This window comes from Flavobacterium sandaracinum (assembly GCF_004349135.1).
In the GTDB taxonomy this organism is placed as follows: Bacteria; Bacteroidota; Bacteroidia; order Flavobacteriales; family Flavobacteriaceae; genus Flavobacterium; species Flavobacterium sandaracinum.
The window spans coordinates 1-13,929 of record NZ_SMFN01000002.1 but is presented as its reverse complement, the minus strand read 5'-3'; the positions used below and the strand labels follow the sequence as shown (position 1 = coordinate 13,929).

Genomic DNA, 13,929 nt, shown 5'->3' with positions numbered 1-13,929 from the left:
TTTATTTAATTCCAAAAATTGAATGTTTTGAATGATCGCTATTAAAACCAACGGCGTTTTTTAAAATAAATAATCATTCCAACTACTATTAAAAACATAGCACCCATGACCGTATGATAACCATAATGCCGCTTGAGTTCTGGCATGTATTCAAAATTCATTCCATAAACTCCCACTATAAAAGTAAGCGGAATAAAAATGGCAGAAACAATGGTCAAGGTTTTCATAATCTCATTCATCTTATGCGTTTGTGCCGAGAAATAGAAATTAGAAGCACTCTCCAAGGAACCCATATCTGATTCTATTTGCTCTAAAAGTTCTAAACTCTTTTGATGCAATCGAGCAAAAAAACTAAAAGTATCAATTTCCATCGCATTAAAAACATTGTCATCTTTAATACTTTTGATGTCGTATAAAGAATCTCGAAGAGGAATAATTGAACGCTTCAAGAAATTAAAATTATCCCTATGCTTCTCAATCCGCTCTAATATTATGGGATCTGGGCTCTCCTTGCTTAAATTGATTAACTCCTCTAGCTTATCCTCTTCATTTTCTAACGTAATGTAAAAATTTTCCATGACAGCATCTAGAAGTACATACAATAAATAATCCGCTTTCTTTTCTCTAACTAAGCCCGAATGGGTGCGAATTCGCTCCCTAATGTGGGTGAAAAAATCACTTCTTTTTTCCTGAAAAGAAATTAAAACTCCTTCTTTTATCAAAAAACTGATTTGCTCCACACTAATATTATCGGAGTTTTCCGAGGGTAATATAGATTTGATATTGAAGAATAAAAATTCGTGTGACTCTTCCAATTTTGTTCTTCGTACCGTATTCATAATATCGGCTAACATGAAATTATCGATTTTAAAATAATTCCCTATCGATTTTAACCACTCTACATTATTTAATCCATGAATATTAATCCAATTTGTTTTTTGATGGTCTATATATTTTTCTAGGTTAGCCACTTTAAAATCTTCATATTCTGACAAGTCCAAATCATCATAAACGAATAATTGCATCTCTGAATCCTTAGTTTTATGAATTCCAGTATACTCTAGATTATACGGTTGCAATTTCCTTCCTTTTTTGTATTTGATTTTTCTCATTCCAACTGATTTATGAAGTAATATTACAAAAATCTTTTTCAAATGTAGGGATGCGTATCTACTTTGAAGCTATTACATCCAAGAACACCTTTTGATTTATTTCTCAAAGAACAAAAATAAGCAGAAATAATTTTCTGTGTTATGAGAAAAATCATTTAAATATTGAAAACCGTATTTTAAACTTATGTTAATTTATGTTAATTATTTAAAATTGAATTTTTAAACTGTATTTTTTTCAAAATATATCAATAGATTTGAAGATTAAAGGTATATAAATAGAAGATTCTCTTCTTTATATGCTGAAAACTAATTTTTAACCATTTTATGTAGAACTACATGCTTAAAAAAAACCTAACCCTAATTATTGTATTTCTGTTGATTTTTTCCGCTCCAGAGACGTTTGCTCAAAGCCGAAAAAAGAGAAAAGCAGATAAAAATGCCGTTGTCAAAGTAGATACCAAGGCAAGTGACACCAAAAAAGAACCTAAACCGTATAAGAAAGTAATTGATTCGAGTGCTGTTACCCAAAAAGGTTTGATCGATGTTCATAAAATTGACAACAAATACCTTTTTGAAATTCCTGATTCTATTTTAGGAAGTGAAATGATGACCATCACCCGTTATTCTAAGACTCCTGCTGGAGGAGGAATCTTTGGTGGTGAAGAAATCAACAGACAAGTGGTTCGCTGGGAAAAAGGATTAAATAACAATATCCTGCTGCGTTCTATTACCTACGTGATTATGTCTCCAGATGCAGATAAGCCAATGGCTCAGGCGGTTAAGAATTCAACTTCGGATCCAATCATTGGTAATTATGACGTGCTGGCCTATAAAAAAGATGAAGCAGGAAAAATTACTGGTTATGTGGTCGACTTAGCTACCACTTTTGATGCTGATGTGCAAACTTTTTCTTTGGATCCAATAAAGAAACAACTATTAAACATTCAAGCGTTTCAAAAAGACCGATCGTTTATCTCGAAAGTAAGTAGTTTCCCTATCAATACTGAAATTAGAAGTGTAAAAACCTTTACTACAACACCTCCAAAAATCAATACTTCGCCAACACCAAAAATTGGAGTTGATTTGCCTTCGGCTTTAGACGCAGGTGTAATTACTGTAGAAATGAATACTTCTATGATTTTGTTGCCAAAAAATCCGATGCGTAAAAGAGAGTTTGATGCGCGTGTAGGTTATTTTGCCAACCAATATGGAGTGTTTGAAGAAGAATCTCAAAAATCAGATACTAAGGTATTTGCTGTAAGATGGCGCTTAGAACCAAAATCTCCTGAAGATGCCCAAAAACAAAAAATGGGGGAATTGATTGAGCCTTTGAAACCAATTGTTTACTACATCGATCCAGCCACTCCTGAAAAATGGAAAAAATTCATCAAACAAGGTATTGATGATTGGCAAATTGCTTTTGAAGCAGCGGGATGGAAAAATGCAATCCGTGGTGAATATTGGCCAGAAAATGATCCAACGATGAGCTTGGAAGATGCCCGTTTTTCAGTGTTGAGATATTTTGCTGCTGAAATTCAAAATGCTTACGGACCTAATGTTCACGATCCTAGAAGTGGTGAAATTTTAGAGAGCCACATTGGTTGGTACCACAACATTATGAGTTTATTAAGAAACTGGTATTTGATTCAAACAGCAGCGGTTGACCCTGCGGCAAGAGCTAAGAAATTTGATGATAAATTAATGGGAGAATTAATCCGATTTGTTTCTTCTCATGAAGTGGGACACACGTTAGGATTGCGTCATAATATGGGAGCGAGTTCTGCCACTCCAGTTGAAAAACTGAGAGACAAAGATTACCAAGAAAAAAACGGTCACACTTCGTCAATCATGGATTATGCTCGTTTTAACTACGTGGCTCAACCCGAAGATGGTGTTACGGCTTTGTTCCCAAGAATTGGAGATTATGACAAATGGGCTATCAAATGGGGATATTCTTATTTTGAAGACACTAAGACTGAAGCACAAGAAAAAGCAGTGCTGAACGAAATGACTAAGGAAGCGTACAAAAACAACCGTTTGTGGTTTGGTTCTGAAACAAGTCCTTACGATCCAAGATACCAAACAGAGGATATTGGTGATAATGCAATGAGAGCATCTGAATACGGAATTAAAAACCTGAAAAGAATCCTACCTAATTTATTGCAATGGTCTAAAGAAGATGGCGAAAGTTATTCAGAATTAGAGGAATTGTACGGTGCACTTACAGGACAATTCAGACGATATATGGGCCACGTTACTAAAAACGTAGGTGGGATTTATGATTCTCCTAAAACCTATGACATGACTGGAAATCAATTTCAAGTGGTGCCAAAAAGTATCCAAAAAGATGCGGTAGCGTTCTTGAATACACAATTATTCACTACCCCAAAATGGTTGTTGGATCAAAATGTACTTTCGAAAATAAATCCGGAAAGTGGTGTTGAAGCGATCAAAGGAATGCAAGATGCAACATTATCAAGTCTTATGGCTGGTGATAGAATGGTGCGCCTTTTAGAAACTTCTACAGCCAGTAAGGACAATTATTCTGTGGATGAATTGATGTCTGATTTGAATAAAGGAATTTTCTCTGAGTTGAAAGGAAACAGTTCTATCGATATGTACCGTAGAAATGTACAAAAATTGTACGTAGACAAAATGATTGAATTGCTTAAACCAGGTACTGCAACTGTTAGATCTGTTCCTGTTGGAGTGACTTATGGTTTCAATACTAGAAGAGTTAACTTGGCACAAACTGATTTACCTTCTATTGCAAGAGGCCAATTGAATGCGCTGAAAAACGATTTAAAAATGGCTTCTTCTCGAATGAATGATCGAATGAGTAAATATCACGTACTCGATTTACTATCCAGAATTAGTGCAGCTTTAGATCCTAAATAAATTAATTAAATAGAATTAAAAAGGGAAAATGTATCATTACATTTTCCCTTTTTTTTTTACACTAATCAAAACTCTCAAAAACTAATCACAAATTTGCAGATTTATAGCTATAGTAATTAGGCGAACAAGAGTGGAAAGCCTTTTTTGTATCGTAAGTAATATCGTATTACTGCTTTTGGTGAAAGAATTCCTTATTTATTACTACTACTCGTTGGGTATTTAGAGAAACAGGAAATTTACATTACCACAGATTCACAGAATTATACTTTCATTAATCAGATACATAATTATTTTACACCTATAAAATTTGTTTTCAACACAATTAAAATTGGTACGCCTGTATTCTTGCTATTTTCACGCTGGAAGCGTCTAAAATATGTTGCATTTTTAAAGTGAGTATAATGGAAGTCTAAGTAATGGAGTAAAATAACCAGTGAATTAGGTTAAACCTGAAAACATATAGATCTCTATTTATTAAATATTATAGCAATCTAAGTACTAAGAATAAAGCAATGACGTATTTTTTTTTACCATATAAGTCATTGAAGTTTCATTTGTGTAAGACTACTGTAGCAATAATAAGGTCATTTAAGGTTTAATGCTTACATGACTTTTTATGTTAAATAGTATTTCACTCCTTTTATAGTACGGCAATAAATAAGGCCAACTACTTACTATGAATTGCAATGAATAAAAAAATCGCATATTACTTTTATCCATAAAAAAAACCGAACTATCTCTAGTCCGGTTCTCAACATAAATATAAAAAAAGTATTAATCTTTAGAAGACTTAACTGCTAAACTATAGATTACTAAACCAAATCCAATTTTGTTGATAGCATCTGCAATGTTGTACACTACATCAATGTTACCAGCAGGGATAAACGAGTTGTACCATCCTGTTGTTCCCATCATATATCCTAATGGATAGATTGACCAACCAACTAGTACGAACCAACATAAAATTTTGTGTGCTTTTAGCACTTCTCCACCAGCTGCTGTAGCTAATTTTGATGCTTCACCCAACCAGATTTCATACACGATTAAGAAATAAGCAGCTCCGGAAATGAATCCCCATAAAGCAGCACTGTCTGGTGCAATTACTTCTCCAATGTAACCTGTAACTAACATTACAATAGAATAAATAATCATCTTCCATAGTAATGATTGTTTGGCTCCCGCTACTTTTAATATAAGGTAAAATTCCAAACACATTAATGGCACCGTTAGTACCCAGTCAACGTAACGAAAGAAAGTAGGCGATTCACCAAAGGAAGCCCAATAATCTCTCATGTAGAAGTAATGTACTGCAGCAATAAAGGTAATTAAACCCGAAACTAATACTGAAGTACGCCACTTCTTGTCAAATTGACTTAAGGATAAAAAGAAAAACGCCGAAGCGGCCATCATAGCCATACAGCCTACAAAAAAAGTAAACCCTACGTAATCTGTTGGTAACATTTTCCCAACTAATCCTGAAATAAACATAAAATTTGTCATAAAAAATAATTTTAAATGGTTTTGTTTAACCAAATGTATGAAAAGTTAAACGATAAAAAAACATTTTTGTTTATTATTTTTTGCTTAATTTTAAACAATAATTAAATTAGATGAAAAATTATTCAAATATCGCAATAGTAGCAAGCTTTTTCGGATTATGGATGGATTCCTTCTTATCCACAAAAATGCAAATACTATCCGGTTTCCTCTTGATCTTTACCTTTGGAATTTTGCATGGCGCAAATGATTTGCTTTTAATCAAAAATACAAACACGACAAAGCACTCCAATTCGCGATTTAAAATACTAGGATATTACGTAATGGTTGTTCTTGCAGGAATACTTTTGTTCTACATTATCCCGCAAGTCGCCCTCCTTCTCTTTATTATTGTGAGTGCCAATCATTTTGGCGAACAGCAATGGCAAAATTTAGAACAAGACTTTCCAACTTGGCTCTTAGTACTGTTCCACTTTTTATACGGATTTGTTATTTTGCTCTTGTTATTTAATTTTCACACCGATCAAGTACAGAACATCATCTTTAAAATAGCTAATGTGCTTGTGCCGCTTCCCTACTTTTGGTTAGTACTTCAGGTTTCAGTTGGTGCTTTCCTAGGCTTAAGCGCCTATTTTTATTGGAAATCAGAAAAAATCAGAAAAAAATTACTAGTAGAATTCTTTTTTTTACTGCTCTTTGCGATCCTTTTTAAATCTTCCAGTCTAATATGGGGATTTGCAATCTACTTTGTTTTGTGGCACAGTATTCCTTCTATAATCGACCAAATTAAGTTTTTAAATGGTTCCTTTACTATTCCGTACTTTGTTGCTTATTGTAGGGCTGCAGGAGTCTACTGGCTCATCTCCATTATAGGGATTGCACTGATTTATTTTATATTTAGAGAAGAGCAGCTATTCAATGCTTTATTTTTCTCTTTTTTGGCCGCCATCACTTTTCCACATGCCGTGGTTATAACAAGAATGTTTGGCAAAAAACAAACCACAAAATAGAAAGGCACAAAAAAACCGAGCCATTGCTGACTCGGTTTCTCTTATTTAGCTCCCGATAAAAATCGGGATAAGCGATTCACACTTAGTTAGTACTCAAGAAAGCAACGCTAGAAAAAAAAATACACAAAAAAACCGAGCCATCGCTGTCTCGGTTTCTCTTATTTAGCTCCCGATAAAAATCGGGATAAGCGATTCACACTTAGTTAGTACTCAAGAAAGCAACGCTAGAAAAACAAATACACAAAAAAACCGAGCCATTGCTGACTCGGTTTCTCCTATTTAGATCCCGATAAAAATCGGGATAAGCGTTTCACACTTATTTAGTACTCAAAAAAGCAACGCTAGAAAAACAAATACACAAAAAAACCGAGCCATTACTGACTCGGTTTCTCCTATTTAGATCCCGATAAAAATCGGGATAAGCGATTCACACTTATTTAATACTCAAGAAAGCAACGCTAGAAAAACAAATGCATAAAAAAACCGAGCCATCGCTGACTCAGTTTCTCCTATTTAGCTCCCGATAAAAATCAGAATAAGTGATTCACACTTAGTTAGTGCTCAAGAAAGCAACGCTAGAAAAACAAATACACAAAAAAACCGAGCCATCGCTGTCTCGGTTTCTCTTATTTAGCTCCCGATAAAAATCGGGATAAGCGATTCACACTTAGTTAGTACTCAAGAAAGCAACGCTAGAAAAACAAATGCATAAAAAAACCGAGCCATTGCTGACTCGGTTTCTCCTATTTAAATCCCGATAAAAATCGGGATAAGCGATTCACACTTAGTTAGTACTCAAGAAAGCAACGCTAGAAAAACAAATACACAAAAAAACCGAGCCATTACTGACTCGGTTTCTCTTATTTAGATCCCGATAAAAATCGGGATAAGCGATTCACAGTCCAGCGCACCTGCTGGCTCGTTCGCTAAAACAGTTCACAGAACTGTTTTTTAACGCTCCGCCCTATTTTACTTCTTCAAATTCAACGTCTTCAACATTGTCTCCTTGAGCTGCATCCCCTTGAGGTTGTGCTTCGCCTTGACCTTGTTCACCTTGAGCATACATTGCTTCAGTAGCTGTTTTCCAAGCTGCGTTGATGTTGTCAAGAGCCGTTTGAATTGCAGGAATATCTTGAGATTGGTGTGCCATTCTCAATTCAGTCAATGCATATTCTACTGCCACTTTGTTATCGTCAGATAATTTAGCTCCTAGTTCTTTCAATTGCGTTTCAGTTTGGAAAATCATTCCATCTGCTTCGTTCAATTTTTCAGCTCTAGATCTTGCGATTTTATCAGACTCAGCGTTAGCTTCAGCATCTTGTTTCATTCTTTCGATTTCTTCAGATGTTAATCCAGAAGAAGCTTCGATACGAATATCGTGAGATTTACCAGTTCCTTTGTCAGTTGCCGAAACTTTGATGATACCATTAGCATCAATATCAAACGTTACTTCAATTTGTGGAACCCCTCTTGGTGCTGGTGGAATACCGTCTAAGTTAAAACGACCGATCGTTTTGTTATCAGCAGCCATTGCTCTAGCGCCTTGCAATACGTGCAATTCAACTGTTGGTTGAGAATCTGCAGCAGTAGAGAAAACTTGAGATTTTTTAGTTGGAATAGTCGTATTAGACTCAATTAATGTAGTCATAACTCCACCCATAGTTTCGATACCTAAAGATAAAGGTGTAACGTCAAGTAACAATACATCTTTTACATCTCCAGAAAGAACTCCACCTTGAATAGCTGCTCCAATTGCAACAACTTCATCAGGGTTTACTCCTTTAGACGCTTTTTTACCAAAGAATTTTTCAACCTCTTCAGCAATTCTTGGCATACGAGTAGAACCTCCTACAAGGATCACTTCGTCAATATCAGAAACTGTTAAATTAGCATCTTTAAGCGCTTTAGCCACTGGTGCCATAGAACGTTTTACTAATGCGTCAGTTAATTTTTCAAATTGTGCTCTAGTTAATTTTTTAACTAAGTGTTTTGGTCCTGAAGCTGTTGCCGTTACGTAAGGTAAGTTGATTTCAGTTTCCGCAGAAGAAGACAATTCAATTTTTGCTTTCTCAGCAGCTTCTTTTAAACGTTGCAAAGACATTGGATCTAAACGCAAGTCAATACCTTCTTCCGTTAAGAAATCAGCAGCTAACCAGTCAATAATTTCATGGTCAAAATCATCTCCACCTAAGTGAGTATCTCCGTTTGTAGACAATACTTCAAAAACTCCGTCTCCTAATTCAAGAACAGAAATATCAAATGTACCTCCACCTAAATCGTAAACAGCAATTTTTTGATCTTTACCTTTTTTATCTAAACCATAAGCAAGTGCAGCTGCTGTAGGCTCGTTGATAATACGCATTACTTTAAGACCTGCAATTTCACCCGCTTCTTTCGTAGCCTGACGTTGTGCATCATTAAAGTAAGCAGGAACCGTAATAACCGCTTCGGTAACTGTTTGACCTAAATAGTCTTCAGCAGTTTTTTTCATTTTTTGAAGTGTCATAGCTGACAATTCTTGAGCAGAGTATAAACGACCATCAATATCCACACGTGGCGTATTGTTGTCCCCTTTTACAATACTGTATGAAACTCTTTTTGCTTCAGCCGAAACTTCACCAAAACCACGTCCCATAAAACGTTTGATAGAAGCAATAGTCTTAGTTGGATTAGTTACCGCTTGTCTTTTAGCAGGATCTCCTACTTTAATTTCCCCACCTTCAACAAAAGCGATGATAGATGGTGTTGTTCTTTTTCCTTCTGCATTAGGAATAACAACTGCTTCATTACCTTCCATTACAGAAACACAAGAGTTGGTCGTACCTAAATCAATTCCGATTATTTTACCCATTTTTAATATATTTAATTTTATTGTATATTCATTTTAATGACTCGAGGTCGATAAGTCAATCTTTGTGCCAATACAAAACCACCTATTAAATTGTCAGTTTATGTTAAAATTGGCGTAAAAAAATCTGACAAGATGACATTTTAGGAGCTAATCCTGCTGTTCGTTGCAATCTCTGCCTGGGGTGGCTTTTTTTTCAAGGCGGCAAAGGAGCTTCCGCTGGTCGCTCTTTGCAGCCAGAAAAAAAATAGCCATCCCTAGCCAGAGGATTTTCACTGCCATCAGGGCTAAAAAATACCAAAGCATTTCAGTACACCATACAACACACAACAACAAACCTAAAACTTACCTGACTTATAGGATAAAAAATCTCAAAACATATAAGTCATATAAGCGCAACACCGTACATGGCGCTTTCTAAACCTAAACGATACAACAAAAAACTTACATGACTTATAGTATAAAAAATCTCAAAACATATAAGTCATATAAGCATAACATATTATTTATGGCCTTTTTTCTCACTCTAATCAATAAACCTAAAACTTACCTGACTTATAGGATAAAAATCTCAAAACATATAAGTCATGTAAGCCATAGAAGCGCAACACTATTCACTACCTCTTTCTAAACCTAAACGATACAACAAAAACTTACATGACTTATAGGATAAACAGTTAAAAACATATAAGTCATACAAGCGCAACACCTTATATGGTCTTTTTTCTCACTCTCATCAATAAGCATAAAACTTACATGACTTATATGTTAAATAATTCAAACATATAAGTCATTTAAGCCATAGAAGCGCAACACTATTCACTGCCTCTTTCTAAACCTAAACGATACAACAAAAACTTACATGACTTATAGGATAAATAATTAAAAACATATAAGTCATATAAGCGCAACACCTTATATGGTCTTTTTTCTCACTCTCATCAATAAGCATAAAACTTACATGACTTATATGTTAAATAATTCAAACATATAAGTCATGTAAGCCATAGAAGCGCAACACTATTCACTGCCTCTTTCTAAACCTAAACGATACAACAAAAACTTACCTGACTTATAGGATAAATAATTAAAAACATATAAGTCATATAAGCGCAACACCTTATATGGTCTTTTTTCTCACTCTCATCAATAAGCATAAAACTTACATGACTTATATGTTAAATAATTCAAACATATAAGTCATTTAAGCCATAGAAGCGCAACACTATTCACTGCCTCTTTCTAAACCTAAACGATACAACAAAAACTTACCTGACTTATAGGATAAACAATTAAAAACATATAAGTCATATAAGCGCAACACCTTATATGGTATTTTTTCTCACTCTCATCAATAGATATAAAACTTACATGACTTTTAGGATAAATAATTAAAAACACCAAACACAAAACTTACATAACTTATATGGTAAACAACCATAACTCAATCTATTTACTGTAAATAATTAAGCAGCTCCCGCTACTAGATTAAAAATCAATATCTTTAGTTTTTTAATTCGCTCCATATGAACTGGTCTGCAAAACTCCTCACTCACAAAAACGAAAAACGAATAGCCGTTTATTTCGAAAAAAATGTCGAATTCATTGCCCGAATCAAACAAATTGACGGCGCACGATGGAGCCAATCTCTAGTAGCATGGCATTTGCCTGATACAGAAAATAACCGATTGCGATTTAAAATAAAACCAGCATCGCACACCGTACCCTCTCTAGAAGGCATAGCACAGATAGAAAAGTTCACACAATGGCTATCCTCAAAAAGATATAGTCCCAGCACTATAAGAACATACAGCGAGGCATTAAAATCGTTTTTGGTTTTTTATCGAGAAAAAGCAATCCAAGAAATATCAAATGATGATGTAATTATTTACACTAATGACTACATACTAAAAAACAACTTATCTGCTTCCTACCAAAACCAAATCGTAAACGCCATCAAATTATATTTTAAGACCGTTCGTGAAACCAAAATAGAAATTGAAAAAATTCATCGACCAAAACGTTCTAAACTATTACCAAATGTATTAAGTAAAGAAGAAGTGAAATTAATTTTAGAAGCACACAGCAATATAAAACATAAAATGATGCTTTCGTTGATTTACAGTTGTGGTTTGCGTTGTGGTGAACTACTGGCTTTGCAACCTATACATATCGACTCCAAAAGAAATATCGTACTGCTCAAAAACTCCAAAGGCAAGAAAGACAGAATTGTACCTTTGAGTCCTAAGATCTTACATTTGCTGCGTGACTATTACACTTTATTTAAACCTGAAAAATATTTATTTGAAGGACAACAAAAAGGTCATGCTTATGACAGTCGCAGCTTGCAACAAGTACTAAAACAAGCATTACAAAAAGCAGAAATAACAAAACCTGTAACATTACACTGGTTGCGCCATAGTTACGCAACTCATCTGCTGGAAAACGGAACTGATTTAAGATACATACAAGAATTATTGGGACACAACAGTAGTAAAACAACCGAAATATACACTCATGTTAGTACAAAAAGTATTCAACAAATAAAAAGCCCATTTGATGATTTGTACTAAATTTATTATTTATATATTTGTCAACAATGCGCTACGCAGTAGCGCCTATACACCCAATTTTGGGTAGATAAGCGCTACTGCGTAGCGCATATATACAAGTTAGCAGTAATTTTACCGCAGAATCAAGAATCTAATGCAATTTTTTAAGATAATTTCTTTAAAATTGTAACATGGAAAAAGTTTTCAAACACCTTAATCAAATCGACAGATTTAGTATCGAAAAATTTATTGCTTTAGGCAAAAAAAATATTCAAATTGCTAATGAATTATCTGTTCATCCAAGTACTATTTCTCGTGAAAGAAAGAGACTCAAAAACGAACCTTATAATGCATTAAAAGCCTTATCTGACTCTGTAAATAAGTCTATGGATAAAAGATTCAATAAGCGGAAAATTGATAACAATCCTAAACTGAAAAATTTTGTATATTCACATTTAGAATTACGTTGGTCGCCACAACAAATTTCAAACGCCTTAAAACAATTTTATCCATTCGATTTAACCATGCAAATATCTCACGAAAGCATATATTATCATGTATATATTCAACCAAAAGGTGAAGTAGAAAAACTGCTTATTTCACAACTCCGACAGAAAAGAAAATATAGAGGTAATGTACGTCGAGGAGCTGATAAAAGAACAACAATAAAAGATCCAATTCGTATTGATGAAAGACCTGAAGAAGTAACAACTCGTGAAATACCAGGACACTGGGAAGGCGACTTAATCATAGGAAAAAACCATGAAAGTGCTATTGGAACTCTGGTTGAAAGAACAACTCGATTTTTAATCATTGTACCTTTAAAAAAGAAAGATGCAACATCGGTCAGAAAAGCATTTGAAAAAGCATTTTCAAACATCCCAAAACATTTAAAATTATCTTTAACCTACGACAACGGAACTGAAATGGCACAGCACAAATTATTTACTAAAAACAGTAAAGTAAAAGTCTATTTTGCACACCCATATTCGCCTTGGGAAAGACCAACTAACGAAAATACAAATGGACTAATTAGAGATTATTTTCCAAAAGGAACTGACTTCAGTTTGGTGTCAAAAAAACAACTTGTTGAAGTGCAAAATCAACTAAACGATAGACACAGAAAAACTTTAGAATATGACTCGCCTCTTAACACAATCAGTAGATTGTATATAAACCAAAATTTTATTTAAAAAATGACAAATATTCTAAAAAATAACGTAGTTTTATTCTCGAATTAAAAAGGCAAAAAATCAAAATTTTGCCAAAAAAATTCGGGAAATAAAACGGTAATGCAAAAAGAAAAAAATTGCAATTAAAACTTGAAACCGCCTACCAAAATTGTGAAAAAATATTATATCCTTATTATTCTTATCTTTTTTGTTTCTTGTGGAAATGAAAAACCTAAAAATGAAATTTTAAATGTTGGAAAAGCCCTAACTACTAAAGATCTATCAAAAACAGATTCAACCGAAAATATTGTACATATTGGAAAAGGCTTAAAGGAAAAAATTATCGAATTTAAAAAACAAAATCTTGAATTAAAATTAAAAGTTCAAAATGGCGACTTAGATTATCCTTTTGGTGATTCTAAAGCCGAAAATGTTTTAATATTGACTAATGGAATCCAAAAATTAAATGTGAGATTAAAATATAATTCAAACAAAAAGAAATTTGATATTTTAGGTTTTACTACTGAATAAAAAAACTACTGCTAACAGCTAGGGTTTCGTTGCGGCTGCAAGCCGAACAATGAACCCGCGGTTGAACGGAACCGGACATTGGCAGGAACTATGCACTTATCGTTAAAAAAATAGAGGGAATTTCAAGAGGCAAGTGAGCCTCTTTTTTTTTGGTGTTTAAATCAGGCTAATTTTATCCTGATATTCTTTCCCGAAGTTTCGGGATTGGGCACACCTGCCCTTACCCATAAAGTTATTTTTTACAGGGAATTGAACTTTGGCTACTGCCAAGATACCAAGTAGGCGGGCCACGCTGGTCAAAAACCGCTA

8 protein-coding genes are annotated in these 13,929 nt (G+C 34.1%); 5 read left to right on the top strand and 3 right to left on the bottom strand.

Annotated features, from left to right (window positions below; genetic code table 11):
• Window positions 1–41: 41 nt before the first annotated feature.
• Window positions 42–1,112 carry a magnesium/cobalt transporter CorA gene (gene corA, locus E0F91_RS01930; RefSeq protein ID WP_132064686.1) on the bottom strand — a complete coding sequence of 357 codons (1,071 nt, stop codon included), beginning with the start codon at window positions 1,110–1,112 and terminating at the stop codon, window positions 42–44.
• Between the two features lie 336 nt (window positions 1,113–1,448).
• Here corA and E0F91_RS01925 point away from each other — a divergent pair, with 336 nt between their 5' ends.
• On the top strand, window positions 1,449–4,010 hold the full coding sequence (locus tag E0F91_RS01925; protein ID WP_207919024.1) for a zinc-dependent metalloprotease: 2,562 nt from the start codon (window positions 1,449–1,451) through the stop codon (window positions 4,008–4,010).
• 774 nt (window positions 4,011–4,784) lie between these two features.
• Here the strand turns inward: E0F91_RS01925 and E0F91_RS01920 are convergent.
• The gene (locus tag E0F91_RS01920; RefSeq protein ID WP_073353058.1) at window positions 4,785–5,510 is read right to left on the bottom strand and encodes a bacteriorhodopsin-like; all 726 of its coding nucleotides are present in this window, start codon (window positions 5,508–5,510) and stop codon (window positions 4,785–4,787) included.
• A gap of 110 nt (window positions 5,511–5,620) precedes the next feature.
• On the opposite strand from E0F91_RS01920, the gene E0F91_RS01915 reads away from it, so the two are divergent.
• Window positions 5,621–6,517: a Brp/Blh family beta-carotene 15,15'-dioxygenase gene (locus E0F91_RS01915; protein ID WP_132064685.1), complete on the top strand. Its 897-nt coding sequence runs from the start codon at window positions 5,621–5,623 to the stop codon at window positions 6,515–6,517.
• 964 nt (window positions 6,518–7,481) lie between these two features.
• On the opposite strand, the gene dnaK is transcribed toward E0F91_RS01915, so the two are convergent.
• The gene (gene dnaK, locus E0F91_RS01910) at window positions 7,482–9,368 is read right to left on the bottom strand and encodes a molecular chaperone DnaK (protein WP_132064684.1); all 1,887 of its coding nucleotides are present in this window, start codon (window positions 9,366–9,368) and stop codon (window positions 7,482–7,484) included.
• 1,523 nt (window positions 9,369–10,891) lie between these two features.
• Here dnaK and xerA point away from each other — a divergent pair.
• The 3 genes from xerA to E0F91_RS01895 all read left to right on the top strand — a co-directional run bounded on the left by xerA (window position 10,892) and on the right by E0F91_RS01895 (window position 13,620).
• On the top strand, window positions 10,892–11,938 hold the full coding sequence (gene xerA / locus E0F91_RS01905; RefSeq protein WP_132064683.1) for a site-specific tyrosine recombinase/integron integrase: 1,047 nt from the start codon (window positions 10,892–10,894) through the stop codon (window positions 11,936–11,938).
• A gap of 170 nt (window positions 11,939–12,108) precedes the next feature.
• Entirely contained in the window at window positions 12,109–13,110 is a 1,002-nt protein-coding gene (locus E0F91_RS01900; RefSeq protein ID WP_207919023.1) for an IS30 family transposase, read from the top strand.
• Between the two features lie 150 nt (window positions 13,111–13,260).
• Complete coding sequence (locus tag E0F91_RS01895) at window positions 13,261–13,620, top strand: hypothetical protein (RefSeq protein ID WP_132064682.1); 360 nt, start codon at window positions 13,261–13,263, stop codon at window positions 13,618–13,620.
• The last annotated feature ends 309 nt before the right edge of the window (window positions 13,621–13,929 follow it).

Bases quoted from the DNA above. Each gene is read 5' to 3' on its own strand.
- corA (WP_132064686.1), bottom strand. From the start codon at position 1,112: ATGAGAAAAATCAAATACAAAAAAGGAAGGAAATTGCAACCGTATAAT.
- E0F91_RS01925 (WP_207919024.1), top strand. From the start codon at position 1,449: ATGCTTAAAAAAAACCTAACCCTAATTATTGTATTTCTGTTGATTTTT.
- E0F91_RS01920 (WP_073353058.1), bottom strand. From the start codon at position 5,510: ATGACAAATTTTATGTTTATTTCAGGATTAGTTGGGAAAATGTTACCA.
- E0F91_RS01915 (WP_132064685.1), top strand. From the start codon at position 5,621: ATGAAAAATTATTCAAATATCGCAATAGTAGCAAGCTTTTTCGGATTA.
- dnaK (WP_132064684.1), bottom strand. From the start codon at position 9,368: ATGGGTAAAATAATCGGAATTGATTTAGGTACGACCAACTCTTGTGTT.
- xerA (WP_132064683.1), top strand. From the start codon at position 10,892: ATGAACTGGTCTGCAAAACTCCTCACTCACAAAAACGAAAAACGAATA.
- E0F91_RS01900 (WP_207919023.1), top strand. From the start codon at position 12,109: ATGGAAAAAGTTTTCAAACACCTTAATCAAATCGACAGATTTAGTATC.